Origin of the sequence: Sphingopyxis sp., from assembly GCF_041916015.1 — a bacterium.
Lineage (GTDB): Bacteria > Pseudomonadota > Alphaproteobacteria > Sphingomonadales > Sphingomonadaceae > Sphingopyxis.
The window spans coordinates 105,781-130,177 of record NZ_JAYSAH010000049.1 but is presented as its reverse complement, the minus strand read 5'-3'; the positions used below and the strand labels follow the sequence as shown (position 1 = coordinate 130,177).

Here is a 24,397-nt window from a genome sequence, read left to right as displayed (position 1 = left end):
GATATGCGTCTCACGATCGCGGCGCTGCCGCTGCTCGCGCTCGCGGCCTGTGCTTCCAGCGACGGGGGGGCAGCGCAGTCGGCGGGCGACAAACCCGCCGCGATGGCGGCCGCCGACAAGCCCGCGAAGTTCGACAAGGACCCCTATCCCTCGACCTACAAGCCCTATCCGTCACAGGTGACGGCGGTGCGGAACGTCACCATCTTCGACGGCGAGGGCGGGCGCATCGACAATGGCACGATCCTGCTCGCGAACGGCAAGGTCGAGGCAGTCGGTGGCGCCGATCTGCCGATTCCGGCAGACATTGCGGTCTACGACGGGACGGGCAAATATCTCACCCCCGGCGTTATCGATATCCACAGCCATCTCGGCGACTATCCTTCACCCAGCGTCGATGCCCATTCGGACGGCAACGAGGCGACGGGGCCGGTTACCGCCGAAGTGTGGAGCGAGCATAGCGTCTGGCCGCAGGACCCGGGCTTCACCCGCGCGCTCGCCAATGGCGGGATCACGACGCTCGAGATCCTGCCGGGCAGCGCGAATTTGATGGGCGGCCGCTCGGTCGTGCTCAAGAATGTGCCCGCGCGCACCGTGCAGGGGATGAAATTCCCCGGCGCGCCCTATGGCCTCAAGATGGCGTGCGGCGAGAATCCGAAGCGCGTCTATGGCAGCAAGGGCCGGATGCCCTCGACCCGCATGGGCAATATGGCGGTCGATCGTCAGACCTGGGCGAAGGCGGCGGCGTACAAGAAGAAGCTCGACGAGGGCAAGCCGGTTGACCGCGACCTTGCGATGGAAACGCTCGCGGGGGTGCTGTCGGGCGAAATCCTCGTCCAGAACCATTGCTACCGCGCCGACGAGATGGCGCAGGTCATCGATATGAGCCACGAGTTCGGTTACAAGGTCTCGGCCTTCCACCACGCGGTCGAGGCCTACAAGATTGCTGATATCTTGAAGCGCGAAGGCATTTGCGCGGCGATGTGGGCGGACTGGTGGGGCTTCAAGATGGAAGCCTATGACAGCGTGCCCGAGAATATCGCGCTGATGTACAAGGAAGGCGCTTGCACGATCGTCCATTCGGACGACGCGAACCAGATCCAGCGCCTCAACCAGGAAGCTGCCAAGGCGCTCGCGGCGGGCCGCCGGATGGGGATGCAGATCAGCGACGAGCAGGCGTGGACCTGGCTCGGGATCAATCCTGCGAAGGCGATCGGCCTCGCCGACAAGATCGGTAGCCTCAAGCCCGGCAAGATGGCCGACGTCGTGCTGTGGAACGGCAATCCGTTCAGCGTCTATACGCGGCCGGAGAAGGTCTGGATCGACGGTGCGCTGATGTTCGATGCGAACGATCCGAAACGGCGGCCGGTGACCGACTTCGAGCTGGGGCAGCCGGGTGAAGGGGATGTGAAATGATCCGCGCACTTCTTCTGTCCGCCGCTGCATTGGTCGCACTGCCCGCTGCGGCGCAGGATATCGCGATCACCAACGCAAAGCTCGTCATCGGCGACGGCAGCGCGCCGATCGAAGGCGGCACCGTCGTCGTGCGCGGCGGCAAGGTCGTCGCGGCGGGGCGCGGGATTGCGGTCCCGACCGGCGTCGACAGTGTCGACGCGCAGGGCCGGTACGTCACCCCCGGGATCGTTGCCGCATTCAGCCGCGTCGGTCTGGTCGAGGTCGACGCCGTCGATGGCACCAATGACCGTTCGGCGAACCGCTCGCGCTTTTCGGCGGGGCTCGACATCGCGCCGGCGCTCAATCCGATGGGCTCGCCGATTGCCGTCAATCGCGCCGCGGGCGTTACCCGCGCGATCGTCGCGCCGGGATCGAGCAGCAATTTGTTCGCGGGCCAGGGTGCGGTCGTCGATCTGGCCGACGACATGGATATGGTAACCAGGCCGCGCGCGCTGCAATTCGTGGCGTTCGGCGAGGACGGTTCGGCAAAGGCGGGCGGTAGCCGCGCCGCGACTTTCCTGCTGTTCCGTGAGCAATTGCTGGCGGCGCGCAGCTATGCGCGGAATCCTGCGACGCTCGCTGAATGGGGCAATGACGCGATGATCCAGCGTGCCGACGCCGAGGCGCTGGTGCGCGTCATCAACGGCACCACGCCGCTGTTCGTGCGCGTCGATCGCGCCGCCGACATACTGAACGTGCTGAAGCTGCGCGGCGAGTTTCCGGCGCTGAAACTCGTGCTCGTCGGGGCGACCGAGGGCTGGCTCGTCGCGCGCGACATCGCCGCGGCAAAAGTGCCGGTGCTCGTCTCGCCGCTCAGCGACCTGCCCGACAGTTTCGAGCGGTTGGGGGCGACGCAGTCGAACGCCGGGCGGATGAAGGCGGCGGGGATCGATGTGTCGGTCGGGGTATTCGACGACGACGATGCGCACAAGATGGGCTATACGGCGCAATATGCGGGCAACCTCGTCGGCCTGACGAAGCTTCCCGGCGCGAGCGGGCTGACCTGGGATCAGGCCTTCGCCTCGATCACCAGTGCGCCGGCGCGCGCGATCGGGATGGAGGGCGCGATCGGTTCGCTGAAACCGGGCCGCGCCGGTGACGTCGTGATCTGGGACCATGATCCGCTCGAACTCGGCAGCCGTCCGACCGCCGTTTGGATCGATGGCAAGCGCCAGTCGCTGGTGACCCGGCAGGACCGCCTGCGCGATCGCTATCTGACGCCTGAGGATGGCGCGCTGCCGAAGGCTTATGTGAGGTAAGGTCGCGCCGGATCGAAGGCGACCGACGGGGAAGAAGGCAAGGAGAAAGCTTTCATGCAACCCATGTCGCTGCTGATCGCGACGGGCGTCCTGTTCGTCGGCACCCATTTCGCGCTGTCGCATCCGTTGCGGGGCGGGCTGGTCGCGCGGCTCGGCGAGCGCGGGTTCCAGATCGTCTATTCGATCGTCGCGATCGCGACCTTCGCGATGATGGTGCAGGCGTTCCGCGGTCTGCCGCCCGAACCGCCGCTGTGGGCGGTCGACGACCCCTTGTGGATATTGGCGTCGCTGCTCGTCCTGTTCGCGAGCATCCTGTTCATGGGGTCGCTGATCGGCAATCCTGCCTTGCCCGCGCCAGGCGCGGCAGCGGCGGCGCAATCGGCCCCGCGCGGCGTCTTCGCGATCACACGCCATCCGATGATGTGGGGCTTCGCGCTCTGGGCGCTTGCGCATGTGCTGGTGATGCCGACCCCGGCGCAGATCGTGCTGTCCGCGATCATCGCCTTTCTCGCGCTCGTCGGATCGGCGGGGCAGGACGCCAAGAAAGCGCGGCTGATGGGCGATGCGTGGCGGCATTGGGCGGCGCGGACGAGTTTCGTTCCGTTCGGCAGGCAGGTTGCGGGCGTCACGCCCTGGGGCGATACCATCCCGCGCGGGCACGCCTTGTTCGGTGGCATCGTACTGTGGCTTGTCGCGACATGGGCGCATGGTGCGATCGGTTATATGGGCGCCGGCATCTGGCGCTGGGTGGGATAGCTATTCGATGAATCATGCGGAAAAGGTTTCGGACCTGTCGCTGCGCCTGCTCGGTCGCGCCTATGACCAGCTCGACGAAGGCGAACAGCGCGTTATCCGCGCGATCGCCGAACATTCTCCGACCAGTCGCGCAGCCGGCGGCGGCGGCGATGACGACGACGATGATCCGTCGCAGATGAGTTTCGGCGAACGGCTGGCGGACCGGGTTGCCGCGGTCGGTGGGTCGTGGGGGTTCATCATCGGCTTCGCGATCGTGCTGTTCGCGTGGATGCTGATCAATTCCAAAGCGTTCGAGGGTCTGGGGCTTGCCTTTGATCCCTTTCCCTTCATCTTTCTCAACCTGATGCTGTCGATGCTTGCGGCGATCCAGGCGCCGGTGATCATGATGAGCCAGAACCGGCAGGCGGCGAAGGACCGCCTGACCGAAAAGCTCGATTACGAGATCAACCTGCGGGCGGAGCTGGAGATCATGCGGTTACACGAGAAGCTCGACCAGATGCGGTTTCACGAGCTGCGCGAGAAGGTGGAGGAGTTGTGCGAGCGGTTGGATATGAGGGGGTAGCGGGGCAGCGGTTTTTGGGTGGGGAGCGGACACTCACCACTTTCGTCATTCCCGCGAAAGCGGGAACCCAGTGTGGGGTTAGCCGACGCACGCTCTGGGTTCCCGCTTTCGCGGGAATGACGAAGATAAGAGATGCTGAGCGCGATTTTCAGACTCTCGTCATCCCGACTTGATCCGGGATGACGATGCAAGTTAGGCCCGCTCCCGGTCGAAAACCGCCCTAAAGCCGCACCATCCGCATCCCCATCTCGCCGTAACGTGGGCCGCTCGTCCCGCCGACCGGCGCCGCGGCTTCGATTGCGGCGAGGTCGTCCGCGGTCAGCGTGACGTCGGCGGCGGCAACGCTGTCTTCCATCGTCGCGCGGCGCTTGGTGCCGGGAATGGGCACGATGTCGTCGCCCTGCGCGAGCAGCCAGGCGAGCGCAACCTGCGCGTTCGAGACGCCGTGCTTTGCCGCGATCCCGGCAATCGTATCGACGATCGCGAGGTTGGCGGGAAAATTCTCCTCCGAATAGCGCGGGTCGTTCCGGCGCCAGTCGTGCTCGGGCAAGTCGTCACGGCTGCGCACTGTGCCCGTCAGGAAGCCGCGGCCGAGCGGCGAATAAGGGACGAAGGCGATTCCGAGCTCGCGGCAGGCGGGCAGTATCTCGGCTTCGACCTCGCGTTCCCAGATCGAATATTCGCTCTGCAGCGCTGCGATCGGCGCAGCCCTGGCGGCGCGGCGCAGCGTCTCGGGGCCGGCTTCGGACAGCGCGATGTGGCGGACCTTGCCCTCCTTCACCAGCTCCATCATTCCGCCGACGGTTTCCTCGATCGGCACCGAGGGATCGACGCGGTGCTGATAAAAGAGGTCGATCGTGTCGATCCCCAGCCGCCGGAGCGAGCCTTCGCAGGCGCGGCGCGCATTTTCGGGCGTGCCATCGACGCCGGTGATCTGGTTGCCGTCGAATTTGAGCCCGAATTTGGTCGCGATGACGAGCCCGTCGCGCCTGCCCCTGATCGCTTCGCCGAGCAGCTCCTCATTGGCGAAGGGGCCATAGATTTCGGCGGTGTCGAAGAAGGTGACGCCCAGGTCGATCGCGCGGTGGATCGTGCGCGTCGCCTCGTCCATGTCGGCGGCCTCGCCATAAAGGATATTGCCGCCCTTGATCATGGGCATGCAGCCGATGCCAATGGCGGAGACGGTGAGACCCTGGCCGAGGGTGCGATATTTCATGGCGCTTCTCCTGCTATGTCGTCGCCCACTCCATCGGCGGCGAATTTGGTGGCGGCGACGTCGGCTATAACATTGCCGATCGTGCGGAAGAGGTCGGGAAAGGTTTCGACCGCGACGAGCAGCCCCAGCGGCGCGACGGGCACGCCCATGGCGCTCGCGATCGGGGCGATCGAGGTTACGAAGCTGATCGATCCGGGCAGGCTGACCGAACTCAGCGCCGCCGCGAGCGCGACGCCGAGGCCGACCGCCATCTCCCATGGCGTGAGCTCGACCTTGAACAGCCAGGCGACATAGACGACGACCGCGAGGTTCATCGCGGTGCTGGTGAAGCGGAACAGCGCGACCGCGAGCGGCAGGACGATATCGGCCTTCTTCGGATCGACGCCGAGTTCGGCGGTGGTGCGCAGCATCGCGGGAAGGCTGGCGAGCGAACTTTGCGTGCTGAGCGCGACCGCGAAGGTCGGCACCATCGCGCGGAAGAAGCGCATCGCGGGAATGCGGACGATGAGGATCGCGAGGAGCAGCGCGAGAAGGACCGTGCAGCTGCCGATCGCCGACAGCATCAGCACATAGTGCAGCAGCCCGCCGAACGCCGAGACACCGGCCTTCACCGCGAGCGCATAGCCGAGGGCGAAGACCCCGATCGGCGCGAGCGCGAGGACCCAGCCGATCACGACGAGCATCGCGTCGGCGAGCGCCTTGAAAAAGCCCGACAGCGTCGCGCGCTCGGCGGTGCCGATGCGCGTGATCGCGAAGGCGAAGATGGTGGTGAAGACGATCAGCGGCAGGATCGTGGTCTCGGCCGCGGCGGCGATCGGATTGGTCGGGACGAGCGACAGCATGAAATCCGCGAAACTCGGCGAGGCGGGCGCTTCGCTGCTGCCGCCGAGGCCATGGCGCAGCGCCTCTGCCGCGGCCGTAGAAAGCGGGAAGAGGTTCAGGAACAGCGGCAGGAGCAGCAAGGTCATCAGGCCGGAGAGAAGGTTGGCGCCGATGAAGGTCGCGACCGCGCGCCCCGCGAGCTTGCCTGCGCGCGCCGCGTCGGCCGTTGCGGTGATGCCGGTGATGAGCAGCGCGACGACCAGCGGCACGATCGTCATTTTAAGAGCGTTCAGCCACAAGGTGCCGATCGGCTCGACATAGCGCAGCGACGCGGCGCCGGCATCGGGCGAGATCATTTCGATCCCGATCCCGAGCAGCATGCCGGCAACGAGCGCCGAAAGAATGATCCATGCCGATTTCAAGTTCAAATCCCCCTGTGGCCGCGCAGGTCAGCTTGCCAAGCAAATATCCGTGACCTAGGGCCGTCCCGGTGACCGGGGTGGGCTCTTGTCCTGTCTGACGGATTAGGTAGCAGAGGTGCCATGCGCAAGTTTTTCGGAACCGACGGTATTCGCGGACTGACCAACAAGGTCCCGATGACCGCCGAAGTCGCGATGCGCGTCGGCATGGCCGCGGGGGCGCATTTCCTGCGCGGCGATCACAAGCATCGCGTCGTCATCGGCAAGGACACGCGCCTGTCGGGCTATATGCTCGAAAATGCGCTCGTCGCGGGGTTTACCAGTGTCGGGATGGATGTGGTGCAGGTCGGGCCGATGCCGACGCCCGCGGTCGCGATGCTGACGCGCTCGATGCGCGCCGATCTGGGCGTGATGATCTCGGCGAGCCACAATCCCTTTCTCGACAATGGTATCAAGCTGTTCGGGCCCGACGGCTACAAGCTGTCGGACGCGGATGAATTGCAGATCGAGCAGCTTCTCGATCAGGCGCCCCGGCTTGCCGATCCGGCGTTGATCGGGCGCGCCAAGCGGATCGAGGATGCGCGCGGCCGCTATATCCACGCGGTCAAGCAGAGCCTGCCCGAATCGGTGCGGCTCGACGGACTCAAGATCGTGCTCGATTGCGCCAATGGCGCGGCGTACAACAGCGCGCCGACCGTATTCTGGGAACTCGGCGCCGATGTCGTCGCGGTCGGCGTCACGCCGAACGGCACCAATATCAACGACAAATGCGGTTCGACCGCGCCGGGCCTGCTGCAGGAGACGGTCGTTGCGAGCGGCGCCGATATCGGGATCGCGCTCGACGGCGACGCCGACCGGCTGATCGTCGTCGATGAGAAAGGCGCCATCGTCGATGGCGACCAGATCATGGGGCTGATCGGCGCGAGCTGGGCGCGGCAGGGGCGGCTGAAGGGCGGCGGTGTCGTCGCGACGGTGATGTCGAACCTCGGCCTCGAACGCTTCCTCGAAGGCGAGGGGCTGCGGCTCGAGCGGACGAAGGTCGGCGACCGCTATGTACTCGAACGGATGCGGAGCGGCGGCTTTAACGTCGGCGGTGAGCAGTCGGGGCATATGATCCTGTCGGACCATGCGACGACCGGTGACGGTACGCTCGCCGCGCTGCAGGTGCTCGCCGAGTTGGTGACCGCGGGCAAGCCCGCGAGCGAATTGCTGCATCAGTTCGACCCCGTGCCGCAGCTTTTGAAGAATGTCCGCTTCGCGGGCGGCAAGCCGCTCGACGACGCGAAGGTGCAGGCGGTGATCGCCGAGGGCGAGGGCGCGCTGAACGGGCGCGGCCGTCTCGTCATCCGCGCGTCGGGCACCGAACCCGTGATCCGCGTGATGGCCGAGGGCGACGATGCGCGCCAGGTCGAACAGGTGGTCGATATGATTTGCGACGCAGTGCGCGTCGCGGCTGGAGGATAGAATAATGCTCGAAATGCGACCCGATTGCGAACGCTGCGGACGCGATTTGCCCGCCGACATCCACGGTGCCTTCATCTGCTCGTTCGAATGCACGTTCTGCGCGACCTGCGCCGACAAGCTCGACGAACGCTGCCCCAATTGCGGCGGCGACCTGCTCGACCGCCCGCTGCGCGAAGGCGCGGCGCTGCACAAATTCCCGGCCTCGACGGAGCGGAAGTATAAGGGGTGACCGCGCGCGTATTGATTATCGCCGGTTCCGACAGCGGCGGCGGTGCGGGCATCCAGGCCGACATCAAGGCGGTGACGATGCTCGGCGGTCATGCGATGACCGCGGTCACCGCGATCACCGCGCAGAATACGCTGGGCGTGCAGGGCGTCCACGCGATCCCCGCCGAGATGGTGCTGGCGCAGATCGACAGCGTCGCCTCCGACATCGGCGTCGATGCGGTGAAGATCGGGATGATCGGCAGTGCCGGGACGGCAGCGGCGGTTGCGGAGCGGCTGAGCCGGTCCGATCTCGCGCAGGCGGCGGTGGTGTTCGACCCGGTGATGATCGCGACGAGCGGATCGGTGCTTGCCGATGCGGCGACGATCGCGGCGTTTCGCGCGCTGCTCGATCGCGCGATGGTCGCGACCCCGAACCTGCCGGAGCTCGAAGCGCTCGGCGGCGAGGAGGCGGTGCTCGCGCACGGCTGCTCGCTGCTCGTCAAGGGCGGCCATGCCGAGGGCGAAACCGTAATCGACCGGCTTTTCGAGACGGGCGAGGGCGAGGTCGCGCGCTGGGAAGCGCCGCGGATCGACACGCCGCACAGCCACGGCACCGGCTGCACGCTGGCGAGCGCGATCGCGACCGGACTGGCACAGGGCATGCCGCTCGAACCCGCAATCGCGCGCGCGCGCGATTTCGTGCGGCTGTCGCTGCTCGATGCGCCGGGGCTGGGGAGCGGCCATGGCCCGATGGGGCAGCAGGCGGTGCGGAACGACGGGTTGTTCACTGGCCCCGCGCTGAACCAGATCACCCTGCCGGCGAAGGATTATGCGGTGTCGGTCGCTTTCTACAAGCAACTCGGCCTGACGCAGATCGTCGACAGTCCGGGCAATGGTTATGCGCGTTTTGAAGCCGCGAATGGCGTCACCCTGTCGATCCATGTCGGCGATGGAGTCGCGGGCGGTGCGACCGCGTATCTGGAAAGCGGCGCGCTCGACGCATGGGTCGCCTATCTCGCGCGGCGAGGGGTGCAGTTCGAGCAGATGCCGAAGGACGAGGATTGGGGTTGGCGCGAGGCGCGGCTGACCGATCCCGCCGGCAATCGCCTGTGCCTCTATCAGGCGGGCGAATACCGGAGATACCCGCCGTGGCGTATATGATCGTCGGTGTCGACGAGGCCGGTCGCGGGCCGCTCGCGGGGCCCGTTGTCGCGGCGGCGGTGCTGCTTTGCGAGGGCGGCATCGACGGGCTCGACGATTCGAAGAAGCTGACCGCCAAACGCCGCGGCGAGCTGGAGATCGAGATCAAGGCGCGCTGCCGCTGGAGCGTCGGCGAGGCGAGCGTCGCGGAAATCGACCGCATCAATATCTTGCAGGCGACCTTCCTCGCGATGACGCGCGCGGTCGAAGCGCTGGGGTTCGAGCCCGGCGAAGTGCTCGTCGACGGCAACCGCCTGCCCAAATGGCGCTACGCCGCGCGTGCGATTATCGGCGGCGACGCGCTTCACCCGTGCATTTCGGCGGCGAGCATCCTCGCCAAAGAGCATCGCGACCGCTTCATGGCCAGCGCCGCGCGCGATTATCCCGGTTTTGGCTGGGAAACCAATATGGGCTATGGCACGCGCGAGCATCTGGCGGCGCTGCGCAAGCATGGGCCGACGCCGCACCACCGGACGAGTTTCGCGCCGGTCGCGCAGTTGATGCTGATCTAGGGAGAGCGCGATGCGCAGCGGGTTCACGGCCGACGATGTCGAAACGCAGGCCGGGCGGCGCTTCCTCGTCACCGGGGCCAATGCCGGCCTCGGCTTCGAGGTCGCGAAGGTGCTGGCGGCGCGCGGCGCGCATGTCGTGCTCGCCTGCCGCGATGCCGATCGGGCAGGCGCGGCGATGCAGCGGATCGTCGATGAATTTCCCGCCGCCGACCTGTCGTTCCAGCCGCTCGACCTCGCCGATCTCGATCAGGTGCGCGATGCCGCCGATGCGGTGCTCGCGGGGCCGCGCGTCGATGTCCTCGTCAACAATGCCGGGGTGATGATCCCGCCGAAGACGCTGACGGAGCAGGGCTATGAATTGCAATTCGGGGTCAATCACCTCGGCACCTTCGCCTTCACCGGACTGGTTCACCGCCATGTCGATGACCGCATCGTCGTGACCGGCAGCATCGCCCACAAGGGCGGAACCATGGATTACAGCGACCTCGGCGCGAACCGCAGTTACCATAATTGGCAGCGCTACCAGATGAGCAAGCTCGCAAATCTGCTCTTCATGTTCGAGCTCGACCGGCGACTGAGCGCCGCAGGCCGCGCGACGCAGGCGATCGGGTGCCATCCGGGCGTCGCGCTCACCGAACTCACGCGTCACCTGCCGTTTCCGCTGCGCAGCATGACGCCGCTCGCGACCCCCTTTTTCAACAGCGCGGCGCAGGGCGCGTGGCCGACGCTGCAGGCAGCGGTGGGCGCCAATGTGCAGGGCGGCGACTATCTGGGGCCGCAGGGGCTCGGCGAAATATCCGGGCGTTCGGGCCCCGCGCGTGCGACCGGGACGGCGCGCGATCCGCAGCTCGGCCGCGAGTTGTGGCGCCGGTCGATCGAACTGACCGGGGTCGATCCGGGATTATAGGGGCGGGCGATGACGCAGCATGTGATGAGCGAGGGGCCGCTCCACGACGCGGCGGGGCATCTGATCGACCCCGGCTATGCGACGCGCGAGGTTCGGCGATACGACCGCGCGGCGATCGGCGCCGATCCGGTCCGCATCAAGGAATGGGATTATTATTGTGTGCTCGACGCTGATTTCGGGCTCGCGCTCACCGTTGCGGACAATGGCTATGTCGGCTTCCTCGGCGTGTCATGGATGGATTTGCGCAGGCGCAGCTTCGTCAATCACGGCGCGCTGGTCCCCGATCCGATGGGGCGGATGGCGCTGCCGCCGAGCGCCGACAGCGGCGACGTCGTCCAGACGCAGGACGGGCTCGAACTCGCCTTCCGGCACGAGTCCGGCGGACGGCGGCTGACCGTTCATGCGCCCGGCTTCGACGAGGGGCGCGGGCTGTCGGGTGAAATCTGGCTCGACCAGCCGCCCATGGACCGGATGGTGATCGCGACGCCCTTCGCCGATGATCCGCACGCCTTCTACTACAACCAGAAGATCAACTGCATGCCGGCGCAGGGGCGTGTAAAGATTGGGCTAGAAGCTTATGACTTCGAACCTGAAAATGCCTTTGCCGTGCTCGACTGGGGGCGTGGAGTCTGGACTTACGACAATGTCTGGTACTGGGGATCGGCATCGGGGCTGGTCGATGGGCGGCGGTTCGGCTTCAACATCGGTTATGGATTCGGCGACACCTCGGCGGCGAGCGAGAATATGCTGTTCGTCGGTGGCCGCGCGCATAAGCTCGATCAGGTGATCTTTTATATGCCCGAGGGGGCGTCTGACAGCGGTCCGTGGCGCTTTACCAGCAACGACGGGCGCTTCGAGATGGACTTCGCGCCTGCAGTCAATCGCTGGGCGAAAGTCGATGCGGGGATGGTCAAGACCGAGCAGGATCAGGTTTTCGGTTATTTCTCGGGCCGGGCGATTCTCGACGACGGCACCGCGCTCACCGTCCATGACCTGCCGGGCTTTGCCGAGAAGGTCTGGAACCGCTGGTAGGCGACTCGCCCGAAATTTTTTCGAATGTGAGTCCGCTTCGCCACACCACCAGTGGTTGAGTCCCCGAGTCGCGACGGACTCCATATGTCGTGGCAGACTCGTTTCGTTCTCATGCCGTTAACCATTTGGAGAGGCGGATTCCCTAGAATCCCGGGCTTGACGGCGGGTGTCGCCGGACTCATCAGGGCCTTCTTTCGATCAGGAACGGGGTGCAGACATGGGTGTGATGGAACGGGTCAAGGCCCCGGCGACGAAGCAGCGCGCGCCGAAAACGGCGCCGCTCGACCTGCCGCTCGACAGCATCCTGCAGGGCGATTGCGTCGAGATGATGCGCAGCCTGCCCGCGGCGTCGGTCGATATGATCTTCGCCGATCCGCCCTATAATCTCCAACTCGGCGGGGACCTTCACCGCCCCGACGGCAGCCAGGTCGATGCGGTCAACGACGAATGGGACAAGTTCGACAGCCTCGGCACCTATGACCGCTTCACCCATGCCTGGCTCAAGGAGGCGAAGCGCATCCTGAAGCCCGGCGGCAGCATCTGGGTCATCGGCAGCTATCACAATATCTTCCGCGTCGGTACTGCCTTGCAGGATCAGGGGTACTGGATCCTCAACGACATCGTGTGGCGCAAGGCGAACCCGATGCCCAATTTCAAGGGCACGCGCTTCACCAACGCGCACGAGACGCTGATCTGGGCGTCGATGGGCGAGAAGGCGAAATATACCTTCAACTATCGCGCGATGAAGACGCTCAACGACGAGCTTCAGATGCGCAGCGACTGGCTGATCCCGATCTGCGGCGGGCAGGAACGGCTCAAGAAGGGCGGGCACAAGGTCCACCCGACGCAAAAGCCGGAAGCCTTGCTCTATCGCATCCTGCTCGCCTGCTCGAACCCCGGCGACGTCATTCTCGATCCCTTCTTCGGCACCGGCACGACGGGAGCGGTCGCCAAGCGCCTCGGCCGTCACTTCATCGGCATCGAGCGCGAGGATGATTATATCGCGGCGGCACTGGAGCGCATCGAAATGGCGCTGCCGCTCGACGAAAGCGCGGTGAAGACGATGATGGCGCCGAAAGCCGCGACGCGCGTCGCCTTCGGGACGCTTGTCGAGTGCGGCATGATCGCGCCGGGAACGGTGCTCACCGACACGAAGCGCCGCTGGAAAGCGAAGGTGCGCGTCGATGGCAGCCTTGAATGCGAAGGTCAGCCCGCAGGCTCGATCCACAAGGTTGGCGCAGGCGTGCAGGGGGCGCCGAGCTGTAACGGCTGGACCTTCTGGCATGTCGATACGGGTAAGGAATTGCGCGTGATCGATGCGGTGCGGCAGGACTGGCTGCTCGCGAACGAGGCCTAATAGACCGCGTCATTATAGATAGACCGCATAGATAGACCGCGTCATTGCGAGCGAAGCGAAGCAATCCAGGGCTCGCGTAAACCGCTCTGGATTGCTTTGCTTCGCTCGCAATGACAGAAAAAGGTAGGGATATGTTCGCTCCACTGACCAAGCCCGACCTCGGCACAATGCGAGAGGGCGCGCGCATCTATCTCCGCCCGACCTGCTTCGTCGACCGGCCGCACGAACTCGACGATGCCTGCCTGCGCCTTGCCGATACCATGCTCTGGTTCGCGGCGTGGCAGATTAGCTTGCGCGGCGATGGCAGCGTTAAATCGGCGATCGTCCCCGTTCCCGAACTGGCCGACTGGATCGCAGCGATGCCCGACCGGCTTGCGGAGGCAGCGACGGCGCAATGCGCGGCGGTCACGCGACCGCGCGGCAATCTCCAGCTCGGCGAACGCATCGTGCGGCTGGGCGAGCCGCAGCTCATGGGTATCCTCAACGTCACCCCCGACAGCTTCTCGGACGGCGGCAAGCATGTCGATACGGCGGCAGCGATCGACGCGGGCTTCGCCATGGCATCGGCGGGAGCCGCGATCGTCGATGTCGGCGGCGAGTCGACGCGCCCCGGGGCGCCGCCGGTATGGGAGGGCGACGAGATTCAGCGCGTCGAGGGCGTCGTCTCGGCGCTTGCGAAGGGCGGCGTCGCAGTGTCGATCGACACGCGCAAGGCGGCGGTAATGGAGGCGGCGCTCGCCGCGGGGGCAACGATCGTCAACGACATCTCTGCGCTGCGGTATGACGAGCGCGCGCTGGAGGTGGTCGCGGGTGCCGGCTGCCCGGTGGTGCTGATGCACGCGCCGTCAGCGAAGAGCGATCCGCACGAGGGCGGCACTTACGCGCATCCGCTCTTCGACGTTTACGACCTGCTCGCCGATCGCGTCGCGGCATGCAAGGCGGCGGGGATCGACCCCGCGAAGATCATCGTCGATCCGGGCATCGGCTTCGGCAAGGGGGTCGCCGACAATCTCGCGCTGGTGAACGGTCTCGCGCTCTTTCACACGCTCGGCTGTCCGATCCTGTTCGGCGCCAGCCGCAAGCGGATGATCGGCGCGCTCGATAACGAGGCGGCCGCCGACCAGCGGCTCGGCGGCAGCGTGGCGCTGCACTATCAAGCGGCAACGCAGGGCGCGCAATTGCTGCGGGTACACGATGTGCCAGAGACACGGCAGGCCCTGCGCGTCTGGCGCGGGCTGAGGGATGCGGCGCTGACCGCCTAAAATCAAAAGCGCGTCATTGCGAGCGCAGCGAAGCAATCCAGAGCGGCGTAAACCGCCCTAGATTGCTTCGCTGCGCTCGCAATGACGCAGATTTATCGTGGGCGCATTACGCCGCCGTATCGATCCCCAGATCGCTGAGCTTGCGATAGAGCGTCGATCGCCCGATCCCCAGCCGCCGCGCGACTTCGCTCATCCGGCCGCGGTAGTGGCCGATCGCGAGGCGGATGACGTCGGCCTCGATTTCCTCGAGCGGGCGCAAATTGCCGTCGGGCAGGTAGAGCGTCACGCCGATCGCTTCGCCGTTTATCGCGACATCGCCCTCGCCGCCGGGTGTGCCGCCGCCGAGCGCGGCTTCGATCGCCCTGAAGTCGGCGCCGGTGAGGACATCGGTCTTGCTCGACGTCGCGGCGCGGAACAGCACGTCCTGAAGCTGGCGGACATTGCCCGGCCAGGCATAGGCGGCGAGCAGGCGCAGCGCGTCGTCGGTGATGCCGATCGGCCCCATGCCGGGCAGCCCGCCGATCCGCGCGAGCAGATGGCGCGCCAGCGGGCCGACGTCGCCGCGGCGCTCCGAAAGCGAGGGAAGGGTGAATTGCGCGGTCGAGAGCGCGTAGAACAGGTCCTCGCGGAAATGGCCGGCCTCGATCAGCTTGTCGAGCGGGCTTGCGCTTGTCGCGATGATGCGGACATCGACGCTCTGGCGGATCGAACCGCCGATCATCTGGACTTCGCCGCTGTTCAGGAATTCGACGAGCTTCGCCTGCGTTTCCAGCGGAATGCATTCGACATGGTCGATGATGATGCTGCCGCCGTCGGCCTGCACGAGGCGGCCGACCTGGCGGTCGAAAGCGCCCGGGAAGGCACCGCGTTCATGACCGAACAGCCCCGATCCGATCAGCCCCGGCGAGACCGCCGAGCAATCGACCATGACGAGTTGCCCCCGCGCGCGGGGGCTTGCGCCATGGATCGCGCGGGCAAAGACTTCCTTGCCGGTGCCAGGCTTGCCGTTGATCATCACCGGCACGCGCGCGCGCGCGGCCTTGGCGGCGATTGCCAGCGCGCTGCGGAAATTGGGGCTCGATCCGATGATCTCCTCGAACGCGAGCGGCGCGCGCAATTTCTCGGTGAGCGGGCGGAGCTCGCCTTGCGGGCCGTTCGGCGCGACAATGCGGTCGAGCGCGCCGAGCAGCCGGTCGGGGGCGATCGGTTTTTGCACGAAATCGCTCGCGCCCGCGCGCATCGATGCGACCGCGACCTCCACCCCGTTGCGCATCGTGATGACGATCAGCGGCAGCGCGGGGCGCCAGCGGCGAAGCTCGGCGACGAATTCGGCGATCGGCATCCCCGGCGTGCCCTGATCGACGAGGACGGCATCGAGCGCCATCCCCTCCTGCGTGCCGAGCTTGGCGAGTGCGGTGTCGGTGTCGCCGGCGGCGATGCTGCGCCAGCCGCCGCGCGCGACCAGAGCCGACAGAAAGCGCTGCTGGGCAGGCTCGCTATCGACGATCATCACCATCCGCGTGTCGCGCGCATTCGCCATCGTTCTGATTCTGCCCCCTTTTGCCGGCATTTGCCATGCCGCATATCGCGAGTGGCCGAAGATGTAGCCCCAAGGGGTAAAAGGGCCATTAAGGCCATTCGGCTTTTCCCGCATCGCGGGATTTCGCCAAAGCGCCCTTGAGCATCGGGGGCAGCGTGGCTAAGACCGGCGCGATATCCCGATTCTGGGCGCGCGGGCGCGCGCTTTTCGGGCGAGAGAGGCAAAAGGGGACAGGTGATGGCAGAACAGGAAATGAAAGCGGCGAACGAAACCTATGCGGGTTTCCTGAACCTGCTGAAGGTCGGAACGATCGCCTCGGTGATCGCGGCGATCGTCGTCGTTCTTCTGATCTCCTGACCGGCCTTTCGGCATGCGCATCGCTGTCCTGAAGGAACTCGCCCCCGGCGAGACCCGTGTCGCCGCGACTCCCGAAACGGTGAAGAAATTCATTGGGCTGGGCGCCGAACTTGCCGTCGAAACGGGCGCGGGCGAAGCCGCCTCGATCGCCGACGCCGACTATGCCGCCGCGGGTGCATCGGTCGGCAGCCGTGCCGAGGTGCTGAAGGGTGCGAACATCATCCTCGCCATTCAGGGCCCCGATCCCAAAGACCTCAAGGGCTTCGCCGACGGCGCATGGCTCGCGGCGGGGCTCAACCCCTTTGGTGAGCGGGCGCGGGTCGATGACTACGCGAAGCTCGGCATCGAAGCGCTGGCGATGGAATTCATGCCGCGCATCACGCGTGCGCAATCGATGGACATCCTCTCCAGCCAGGCGAATCTCGCCGGCTACAAGGCGGTGCTGATGGCCGCGAACGCCTATGGTCGCGCCTTTCCGATGATGATGACCGCCGCGGGCACGGTGAGCGCTGCCAAGGCCTTCGTGATGGGCGTCGGCGTCGCCGGCTTGCAGGCGATCGCGACCGCGCGGCGTCTCGGCGCGCAGGTCAGTGCGACCGACGTGCGCTCGGCGACCAAGGAGCAGATCCTCTCGCTCGGCGCGAAGCCGATCTTCGTCGAAAGCGTCGCGGGGATCGAGGGCGAGGGTGCGGGCGGCTATGCTACCGAAATGTCCGAAGACTATCAGAAGGCGCAGGCCGAACTGGTATCGGGGCACATTGCCAAGCAGGACATCGTCATCACCACCGCGCTGATCCCTGGCCGCCCCGCGCCGCGGCTGATTTCGGACGCGCAGCTTGCGACGATGCGCGCCGGTAGCGTGATCGTCGACATGGCGGCCGAGAGCGGCGGCAATGTCGAGGGCTCGGTGTCGGGCGAAGCGAAGAAGATCCACGGTGTGACCGTGATCGGCGCGAAGAATATCGCGGCGCTAATGCCCGCCGACACGAGCGCATTGTTCAGCCGCAACCTGTTCAATTTCCTCTCGGCCTTCTGGGACAAGGAAGCGGGCAAGCCCGTGCTCGACGAGGAAATCGGCAATGCCGTGCGTCTGACGCAGGGCGGCAAGGTCGTGAACGAGCGGCTGCTCGGCTAACGGCCGATACTGTCTTTCTTCTGAAACCTTCGCGCCGCAGGGCGCGTTCCGATGCGGGTGCGCCGCGGATTCACCAGAGTCCGCGGTCGTTCCTTATGGTTTGAAGAGGAGAACGCAGGTGACGAAACAAATGCTGCTCGCGGCCGTGCTGGCCGGCGGTATGGCCCTTGCGGGGTGCAACAAGACCCCCGAACCGCCGAAGACCGAAACCGAATCGGGCGCGAACGGCGACGTCGTCACCGCGAGCAGCAATCCGAGTGTCGGCGGTGCCGAAATGCTGCCCACCAAGACGATCGTCGAAAATGCCTCGGCCTCGCCGATCCACAAGCAGCTTGTCGCGGCGATCAAGCAGGCCGGGCTCGCCGAAACGCTGTCCGGCCCCGGCCCCTTCACGGTCTTTGCGCCGACCGACGAAGCCTTCGCACAGCTTCCCGCGGTCCAACGCGACGGCTGGATGCGTCCGGCGCAGAAAACGGTGCTTGCGGGCATCCTTCAATATCATGTCGTTCCGGGCAAGCTGACCGCCGCCGACATCGAAGCGAAGATCGCCGAGGGTAAGGGGACCGCGACATTCAAGACCGCCGACGGGCAGGACCTGACCGCGACCATGAGCGACGGCCATATCCTGCTCACCAGCGCTAGCGGCAACAAGGCGATCGTCACCCAGGGCGACGTCAACCAGTCGAATGGGATCATTCACGTCGTCGATGCGGTGCTTTTGCCCAAGATGTAGGTCCCGGCGACATTTTATGTCGCGAAGGGCGCGCATTTCCGGCTTTCGGGAAATGTGCGCCCTTCTTTTTGGCAGCTTTGGAGTCGACACGCCCTCTTGTGCGCGGCAATAGGAGCGCCAAGCGGAATCAGCAGGGGAGCCGGCCGTGGACTTTATTTCGATTTTCTCGATTTTCCTTCTGGCGTGCTTCGTCGGCTATTTCGTCGTCTGGTCGGTGACCCCGGCGCTGCATACGCCGCTGATGAGCGTGACCAACGCGATTTCGTCGGTGATCATCGTCGGCGCGCTGATCGCCAGCGCCGCTGCGGGCTCGGCCTCGTCGAAATGGCTCGGCCTCGCCGCCGTGGTGATGGCGAGCATCAACATCTTCGGCGGCTTTGCGGTGACCGAGCGCATGCTCGCGATGTACAAGAAGAAGGAGCGCTAAGGCGCTGCGATCCATGGATTTGACGGGCCGTGGACGGACGGCCCGACGGGGGAATTAGCATGCACGAAGTAGCACCGATCAATCCCTGGGTGGCGCTGGCGTATCTCGCCTCGGGCATCCTCTTCATCCTCGCGCTGCGCGGGCTTTCGAGTCCGGCCTCGTCGCGGCGCGGCAACCGCTATGGCATGATCGGCATGACGATTGCGGTCGTCACGACGCTGATCACCCATGCGCCGTGGAAGAGCGGCGATGCCGCGAACGGCTATGTCGGCATCGACGCCGTTGCGATGGCGGAGATATTGGGCGCGATCGCGATCGGCGCAATCATCGGCATCGTCATGGCGCGGCGGATCGCGATGACCGCAATGCCGCAGCTCGTCGCAGCCTTCCACAGCCTCGTCGGCCTTGCCGCGGTGGCGGTGGCGGCAGCAGCTTATCTCAATCCCGGCGCCTTCCACATTGCCGATGCTGCGGGACAGATCTTCACTGTCAGTCGGATCGAAATGGGCCTCGGCATCGCAATCGGCGCGATCACCTTCTCGGGCTCGGTGATCGCCTTCCTGAAGCTCAACGGCAATATGTCCGGCGCGCCGATCATGCTGCCCGGTCGTCACATCATCAACCTCGGCACGCTCGCGGCGATCATCGGCCTGATCGGCTATTTCCTGACCGACCAGTCGCCTGCTGTGTTCTGGACGATCACCGCGCTCAGCTTCCTGATCGGCTTCCTCTTGATCATCCCGATCGGCGGCGCCGACATGCCGGTCGTCGTGTCGATGCTGAACAGCTATTCGGGCTGGGCCGCGGCGGCGATGGGCTTCACGCTCGGCAACACCGCAATGATCATCACCGGCGCGCTCGTCGGCTCGTCGGGTGCGATCCTCTCCTACATCATGTGTCGCGCGATGAACCGCAGCTTCATCAGCGTGATCGCGGGCGGCTTTGGCGCCGATGCGGCGGCATCGGGCGGCGGGTCGAAGGAACAGCGCCCGTGGAAGCCGGGCAGCGCCGACGACGCCGCCTTCCTGATGAGCCAGGCCGAGAATGTCATCATCGTCCCCGGTTACGGCATGGCGGTGGCACAGGCACAGCATGCGCTGCGCGAAATGGCCGACGTGCTGAAGAAGGAAGGCGTCAACGTCAAATATGCGATCCACCCGGTCGCGGGGCGTATGCCCGGCCATATGAACGTGCTGCTCGCCGAGGCGAACGTCCCCTATGACGAGGTGTTCGAGCTTGAGGATATCAACGGCGAGTTCGCGCAGGCCGACGTCGCCTTCGTCATCGGCGCCAACGACGTGACCAACCCGGCGGCGAAGACCGACAAGACATCGCCCATCTATGGGATGCCGGTGCTCGACGTTGAAAAGGCGAAGACCGTGTTGTTCGTGAAGCGTTCGATGGGCGGGGTCGGCTATGCCGGCGTCGACAACGACGTCTTCTACATGGACAACACGATGATGCTGCTCGGCGATGCCAAGAAGATGGCCGACGACATCGTCAAGGCGCTCAACGGCGGCGGGCACTAAGGGCCCCGGCGGGATGGTCAAAAAGCGCTGGGTCGTCGGCGGCGTCGCCGCGGCCTCGGCGACCGGCGCGGCGATCTGGGCCGCGCCGCTGGCCGCCGATCCCGACGGCGTCAAGGACTGCGGCCCCGACGTCGCGAAGCTCGCTTTCGACAGGGCACAGGCCGATGCCGCCGCCGAGCCCGACTGGACGCAGGCGGGCGGCACGATCAACGACGAAAGCTGCCTCAATCGGACAGCGATCCGCGGCATTGTTGCGCCCGCGACCGAAGCGCAGCTTGCCGATGCGCTGGCCTATGCGCGCGCGAACAAGCTCCCGGTGACGGCGGCGGGCGCGAAGCACAGCATGGGCGGGCAGGCGTTCGCGAAGGGCGGCGTGGTCGTCGACATGCGGCGGATGAACGCGGTCCGGCTCGATCGCGAAGCGCGAACGATCACAGTGGGGGCCGGCGCGCGCTGGCATGATATCCAGAACAGGATTCACCCCGCGTTTGCTGTGAAGGCGATGCAATCGACCGACGTCTTTACGGTCGGCGGCTCGATCGCGGTTAACGCGCATGGCATGGATCATCGCGCCGGCGCGCTGATGGGCTCGATCCGCTCGCTGCGCGTGATGCTTGCCGATGGGAGCATCGTCACCGCATCGCGCGAAGAAAATCCCGAACTCTTCCGGCATGTCGTCGGCGGCTACGGCCTGTTCGGGATCGTCACCCAGGCGACGCTCGACGTCGTGCCGAACGATATCTACCGCTCGGCGCGCGCGGTGATCGCGGCGAAGGATTTCCCGAAGACCTTTGCGTCGCTCGAAGCCGACCCGAATGTGGGGCTGACCTATACGCACTTGTCGACCGCGCCGGGTAATCTGCTCGAAGAGGCGCTGGTCTACAGTTACACCAAGGTGCCCGACGAGACCGGGCTGGAGCGTGCGCCCTTGTCCGAGGTCGGCGCGGTCAGGCTGCGCCGGCTGACGGTCAATATGTCGAAGCGCGCCAACTGGCTCAAATCGCTGAAATGGTGGAGCGAGAAGAATATCGAGCATCGCATCGAAAGCTGCACCGTCACGCGCGCGCAGGCGATGCAGGACGGCGAGGCGTGCCTCGTGTCGCGCAACGACCCGATGCACGATTCGGTGCCCTATCTTTACAACAATCTCCGCGACGAGACCGATATCCTGCACGAATATTTCGTGCCGCGCGCCGCGCTGCTGCCCTTCGTCACCGACATGCGCGCGGTGTTCAAACACCACAAGACCAACCTCCTCAACGCCTCGATCCGCGTGGTCGAGAAGGAAGAGAATGCGTTAAGTTATGCGCCCGAGCGTGCCTTTTCGGTCGTGCTCTACATCAACCAGCCGACCGACGCGGCGGGCAGCGCGGAGATGGCGGCGCTGACGCGCGAGCTGATCGACCTGACCGCGAAGCATGGCGGGCGTTTTTTCCTGCCCTACCAGCTCCATTATACGGGCGAGCAGTTGCGGCGGTCTTACCCCGAGTTCGATGCCTTCGTGGCGGAGAAACGAAAGTGGGACCCGGAGGGGCTGTTTCGCAACCGCTGGTATGATCGCTATGCGGGGCCGGCGACATGAATCCTCGTCATTGCTTCGCTGCGCTCGCAATGACGGACGATCAGGGTTTGGCGACCGGAAAACAGGCCGCCGCGATCCGGCCCTCGATCACCAGCGGTGCGCCGTTCCGATAGAGTCGCCACACGAAACCCCCGTCGTCGTTCGCGACCGCGATCACCGCATTCTTGCGCACTGCGACCACACGCCCGCCTGCGTCGGCGATCGTGCGGAGCGCCTTGCCGGTGTCGCCGACCACCGCGACCTGCCGTCCCGACGGGCCGACGAAGGGCATTGCGAGCATAATCGCGGCCCATGCCAGCAGAGCAATGACCGCACCGATCAGCGTCCGCTTCATCAGTAGTCGTAAATATGTTCGAGGGTCGCGCCCTCGGCCGGCAGCGCGGCGAGGGTGGCCGACAAGGCCGGCACCTTCACCCGATAGCCGCGCCGCTCCCAGCCGGGCCGGTCGCCGAGTGCCATGCTCAGCAGCGGCTTACCTGCCGGTTTCGACGCGGGCGCGAGGACGGTGAGAAAGATGTCGTCATTGCCCGCTATCTCGCGGAACGAAACGCCCGCGTTGGCGACCTTCTGCGCGATGTCGGTGAATTGCGCGTAGCGCGGCGCATCGACGACAGTGCCTTGCGCGCCGGTCGAAATCACCTTCAGCCGCGGGTCGATCGCCGCGACCTGTTCGGGGGGCGCATCGAGCACCAGCCGCATCCGCACCTCGTCGGCGCCGAGCGCGGTGCCGCTCGCCCAGCCGATCAGCTTCGCATAGACAGTCTTCACGCCATATTCGAGGCTGAGTGCAACGCGCCGTTCGATGCCGCGGACGCCGCCGAAATCGGTGTGCCAGAGGCCGGTAAAGGCTTGCCCGAAGGGGAAGCGATACCAGGGCGTTTCGTGCATGAAAGCTCCATAGCGTTGCTGCACGCCCGCCGCGTAACGATCTTCGGGGCTTTTATAGCCGCCAATCCATTCGAAGACCCGGCCGACCGTATTCTCCCATGCGGCCTTCACCGCCATTTCGGCGCTGAAGCTGATCCCGATGGTATAGAGCATGACCTTGTAACCGCCCGCCTCGGCGGGGTCCGCCACCCGATTGAGCGCGCAATAGCTCGACCAGAAACTGCCGATATCCCGGAAATACCGATAACCGCTGGGCGGCTTGTCGCGCAGGTGACGCCCAAGACTCTCTGCCGAATAGACGATGTGCCATTCGGGATAGGTGAGCAGGCTGTTGACCTCTGGCCGACGGTCGGCGTTGTTCGCTAGGATCGGCCTGTATGCGGCGCTCGCCTGAACCGTCGGTCCGCAGCCGAGTTCGATAAAGAGGATCGGCCACAGGATTAGCGCGAAAAGGATCAGTCCCAGCGCATAGCGCTTTTTGAACCGGCGTTTCTTCTTTTCGTTCACGCGGTCTTCCGCGCCATCACGTAGCCCACATAGGCTGCCCAGCCGCCGAGGATCAGGTGCGGCAGATTGGCGAAGAAGCGCGTGATCAGCGGCAGGTCGATCGGGCCGTACAGAAAGATGCCGCCGTCAAGATAGCCCATGCCGGTGATCAGCCCGAGCACCCCGTCGAGGAAATAGAGCGGACCGAATATCCTGAAATATTGCTCGGCGGCGCGGCGCGAATGCCAGGCCGCGATCCCGCCCCACAGCCCCGAGGCGAGATGGAGCGCGTCGTCATAGAGGTCGAGCTTGAACAGGCCGAAAAGATTGCCGTCGGCATCCTCGAACGCCGGGATATAGCCGACGATCACGACCAGCACGAGCGCGCCGAAATAGATCCAGCCCCACCTGCGTATCGGGTCCATCGCCTGCTTCCTCCTTCCGCGCGGCGCACCATCCGCTCTCCGCCACAGATGAACGATATTCGGCGCGGCGGGTCAAGCAGCGCCTCGACCGGACGGCAACTTGCCGGTAAGGCGGGCAAAAACCGGAACCAGGGAAGTGACATTATGCGAAAGATCGGCCTGATCGGGGGCATGAGCTGGGCCTCGACCGAGCTTTACTACCGGCATCTCAACAAGGGCGTGCAGAAACGGAGCGGGACGTCCTGTTCGGCGCCGATCCTGCTCGAAAGCCTCAACTATTGCGAGCTGTCGCGTCTTTCGACGCCCGAGCAATGGGCGCATGCGAAGGCGGTGCTGATCGCCTCGGCGAAGCGGCTGGAAGATGCCGGCGCGACCGCGCTGATGATCGCCGCCAATTCGATGCACAAGGTCGCCGATGAGGTCGCCGCGGCGATCTCGATCCCGCTGCTCCATATCGTCGACGAGACTGGCGAGAAGATGAAGGCCGACGGCATCAAGGCCGCGGCGGTCATCGGCACCCGCAACGTGATGACCGAGCCCTGGTTCCGCCAGCGCCTCGTCCGCCACGGGTTGACGCTCGCGCCCTACGACGCCGCGCGGGCCGAGGTGATCGACAATATCATCTATGACCAACTCATGCAGGGCAAGGTGACCGAGGATGCGCGCCGCCAGATGCGCACCTTTATCACCGACATCGCGAAGCAGGACGTTCAGGCGCTGGTGCTCGCCTGCACCGAACTGGTGATGATCGTCGATCCCGACGCGAACGTGCTGCCGATCTATGACACGACGCGCATCCATGTCGCGGCGGGTGTCGACTGGATTTTGGGGGATACGCCCTGACGGAAATCCTCCCCATCGCTGCGCG

The 24,397-nt window shown here is 65.5% G+C and carries 25 protein-coding genes; 19 read left to right on the top strand and 6 right to left on the bottom strand.

Annotation, left to right across the window (positions count from 1 at the left end):
• Window positions 1–3: 3 nt before the first annotated feature.
• From ACE3SL_RS07345 to ACE3SL_RS07330, 4 genes are read left to right on the top strand one after another with little or no spacing between them, the layout of a single operon-like run.
• Window positions 4–1,413, top strand: coding sequence for an amidohydrolase (locus tag ACE3SL_RS07345; protein ID WP_374525094.1), 1,410 nt, complete (start codon window positions 4–6; stop codon window positions 1,411–1,413).
• Window positions 1,410–2,711: an amidohydrolase family protein gene (locus ACE3SL_RS07340; protein ID WP_374525093.1), complete on the top strand. Its 1,302-nt coding sequence runs from the start codon at window positions 1,410–1,412 to the stop codon at window positions 2,709–2,711. Before ACE3SL_RS07345 ends, ACE3SL_RS07340 begins: the two co-directional genes overlap by 4 nt.
• A 54-nt stretch (window positions 2,712–2,765) precedes the next feature.
• A complete protein-coding gene (locus tag ACE3SL_RS07335; protein WP_374525092.1) occupies window positions 2,766–3,467 on the top strand; it encodes an NnrU family protein in 702 nt (233 codons plus the stop codon).
• Window positions 3,468–3,474: 7 nt separating this feature from the next.
• Window positions 3,475–4,029, top strand: coding sequence for a DUF1003 domain-containing protein (locus tag ACE3SL_RS07330; RefSeq protein WP_374525091.1), 555 nt, complete (start codon window positions 3,475–3,477; stop codon window positions 4,027–4,029).
• Window positions 4,030–4,249: 220 nt separating this feature from the next.
• Here the strand turns inward: ACE3SL_RS07330 and ACE3SL_RS07325 are convergent, their stop codons facing one another.
• On the bottom strand, window positions 4,250–5,245 hold the full coding sequence (locus ACE3SL_RS07325) for an aldo/keto reductase (RefSeq protein WP_374525090.1): 996 nt from the start codon (window positions 5,243–5,245) through the stop codon (window positions 4,250–4,252).
• Window positions 5,242–6,489 (bottom strand): dicarboxylate/amino acid:cation symporter, encoded by a 1,248-nt coding sequence (locus tag ACE3SL_RS07320; protein WP_374525089.1) that lies wholly within the window; start codon window positions 6,487–6,489, stop codon window positions 5,242–5,244. Before ACE3SL_RS07320 ends, ACE3SL_RS07325 begins: the two co-directional genes overlap by 4 nt.
• Window positions 6,490–6,609: 120 nt before the next feature.
• On the opposite strand from ACE3SL_RS07320, the gene glmM reads away from it, so the two are divergent.
• From glmM to folP, 8 genes are all read left to right on the top strand, one after another.
• Window positions 6,610–7,950, top strand: coding sequence for a phosphoglucosamine mutase (gene glmM / locus ACE3SL_RS07315; protein WP_374525088.1), 1,341 nt, complete (start codon window positions 6,610–6,612; stop codon window positions 7,948–7,950).
• A 4-nt stretch (window positions 7,951–7,954) separates the two neighbouring features.
• Window positions 7,955–8,179 carry a DUF1272 domain-containing protein gene (locus tag ACE3SL_RS07310; RefSeq protein ID WP_374525087.1) on the top strand — a complete coding sequence of 75 codons (225 nt, stop codon included), beginning with the start codon at window positions 7,955–7,957 and terminating at the stop codon, window positions 8,177–8,179.
• Window positions 8,176–9,318, top strand: a complete 1,143-nt coding sequence (thiD, locus tag ACE3SL_RS07305) for a bifunctional hydroxymethylpyrimidine kinase/phosphomethylpyrimidine kinase (protein ID WP_374525086.1) — start codon at window positions 8,176–8,178, stop codon at window positions 9,316–9,318. Before ACE3SL_RS07310 ends, thiD begins: the two co-directional genes overlap by 4 nt.
• Window positions 9,315–9,869 (top strand): ribonuclease HII, encoded by a 555-nt coding sequence (locus tag ACE3SL_RS07300; RefSeq protein ID WP_374525175.1) that lies wholly within the window; start codon window positions 9,315–9,317, stop codon window positions 9,867–9,869. The genes thiD and ACE3SL_RS07300 overlap by 4 nt, the downstream gene beginning before the upstream one ends.
• A 10-nt stretch (window positions 9,870–9,879) precedes the next feature.
• A complete protein-coding gene (locus tag ACE3SL_RS07295) occupies window positions 9,880–10,776 on the top strand; it encodes an oxidoreductase (protein ID WP_374525085.1) in 897 nt (298 codons plus the stop codon).
• Between the two features lie 9 nt (window positions 10,777–10,785).
• Window positions 10,786–11,808 (top strand): DUF2804 domain-containing protein, encoded by a 1,023-nt coding sequence (locus tag ACE3SL_RS07290; protein WP_374525084.1) that lies wholly within the window; start codon window positions 10,786–10,788, stop codon window positions 11,806–11,808.
• A gap of 217 nt (window positions 11,809–12,025) precedes the next feature.
• Window positions 12,026–13,165: a site-specific DNA-methyltransferase gene (locus tag ACE3SL_RS07285; RefSeq protein ID WP_374525083.1), complete on the top strand. Its 1,140-nt coding sequence runs from the start codon at window positions 12,026–12,028 to the stop codon at window positions 13,163–13,165.
• Between the two features lie 131 nt (window positions 13,166–13,296).
• Window positions 13,297–14,427 carry a dihydropteroate synthase gene (gene folP, locus ACE3SL_RS07280; protein WP_374525082.1) on the top strand — a complete coding sequence of 377 codons (1,131 nt, stop codon included), beginning with the start codon at window positions 13,297–13,299 and terminating at the stop codon, window positions 14,425–14,427.
• Window positions 14,428–14,533: 106 nt separating this feature from the next.
• On the opposite strand, the gene ACE3SL_RS07275 is transcribed toward folP, so the two are convergent.
• Window positions 14,534–15,967: a sigma-54-dependent transcriptional regulator gene (locus tag ACE3SL_RS07275; protein WP_374525081.1), complete on the bottom strand. Its 1,434-nt coding sequence runs from the start codon at window positions 15,965–15,967 to the stop codon at window positions 14,534–14,536.
• A 237-nt stretch (window positions 15,968–16,204) separates the two neighbouring features.
• Between ACE3SL_RS07275 and ACE3SL_RS07270 the strand changes: the two genes are divergently transcribed.
• The 6 genes from ACE3SL_RS07270 (at window position 16,205) to ACE3SL_RS07245 (ending at window position 21,730) form a co-directional block, all read left to right on the top strand.
• Window positions 16,205–16,324 carry an aa3-type cytochrome c oxidase subunit IV gene (locus ACE3SL_RS07270; RefSeq protein ID WP_374525080.1) on the top strand — a complete coding sequence of 40 codons (120 nt, stop codon included), beginning with the start codon at window positions 16,205–16,207 and terminating at the stop codon, window positions 16,322–16,324.
• A 13-nt stretch (window positions 16,325–16,337) separates the two neighbouring features.
• Entirely contained in the window at window positions 16,338–17,459 is a 1,122-nt protein-coding gene (locus ACE3SL_RS07265; RefSeq protein WP_374525079.1) for an NAD(P) transhydrogenase subunit alpha, read from the top strand.
• A gap of 118 nt (window positions 17,460–17,577) precedes the next feature.
• A complete protein-coding gene (locus ACE3SL_RS07260) occupies window positions 17,578–18,192 on the top strand; it encodes a fasciclin domain-containing protein (protein ID WP_374525078.1) in 615 nt (204 codons plus the stop codon).
• 145 nt (window positions 18,193–18,337) lie between these two features.
• Complete coding sequence (locus ACE3SL_RS07255) at window positions 18,338–18,619, top strand: proton-translocating transhydrogenase family protein (RefSeq protein ID WP_257550601.1); 282 nt, start codon at window positions 18,338–18,340, stop codon at window positions 18,617–18,619.
• A 59-nt stretch (window positions 18,620–18,678) separates the two neighbouring features.
• Window positions 18,679–20,148 carry an NAD(P)(+) transhydrogenase (Re/Si-specific) subunit beta gene (locus ACE3SL_RS07250; protein ID WP_374525077.1) on the top strand — a complete coding sequence of 490 codons (1,470 nt, stop codon included), beginning with the start codon at window positions 18,679–18,681 and terminating at the stop codon, window positions 20,146–20,148.
• Window positions 20,149–20,161: 13 nt separating this feature from the next.
• Window positions 20,162–21,730: an FAD-binding oxidoreductase gene (locus ACE3SL_RS07245; protein WP_374525076.1), complete on the top strand. Its 1,569-nt coding sequence runs from the start codon at window positions 20,162–20,164 to the stop codon at window positions 21,728–21,730.
• Window positions 21,731–21,770: 40 nt separating this feature from the next.
• Here the strand turns inward: ACE3SL_RS07245 and ACE3SL_RS07240 are convergent, their stop codons facing one another.
• From ACE3SL_RS07240 to ACE3SL_RS07230, 3 genes are read right to left on the bottom strand one after another with little or no spacing between them, the layout of a single operon-like run.
• Window positions 21,771–22,064, bottom strand: coding sequence for a hypothetical protein (locus tag ACE3SL_RS07240; RefSeq protein WP_374525075.1), 294 nt, complete (start codon window positions 22,062–22,064; stop codon window positions 21,771–21,773).
• Entirely contained in the window at window positions 22,064–23,125 is a 1,062-nt protein-coding gene (locus ACE3SL_RS07235) for a hypothetical protein (RefSeq protein WP_374525074.1), read from the bottom strand. The genes ACE3SL_RS07240 and ACE3SL_RS07235 overlap by 1 nt, the downstream gene beginning before the upstream one ends.
• Window positions 23,122–23,529, bottom strand: a complete 408-nt coding sequence (locus tag ACE3SL_RS07230; protein WP_374525073.1) for a DUF4383 domain-containing protein — start codon at window positions 23,527–23,529, stop codon at window positions 23,122–23,124. The genes ACE3SL_RS07235 and ACE3SL_RS07230 overlap by 4 nt, the downstream gene beginning before the upstream one ends.
• A gap of 144 nt (window positions 23,530–23,673) precedes the next feature.
• On the opposite strand from ACE3SL_RS07230, the gene ACE3SL_RS07225 reads away from it, so the two are divergent.
• The gene (locus tag ACE3SL_RS07225; protein ID WP_374525072.1) at window positions 23,674–24,372 is read left to right on the top strand and encodes an aspartate/glutamate racemase family protein; all 699 of its coding nucleotides are present in this window, start codon (window positions 23,674–23,676) and stop codon (window positions 24,370–24,372) included.
• The last annotated feature ends 25 nt before the right edge of the window (window positions 24,373–24,397 follow it).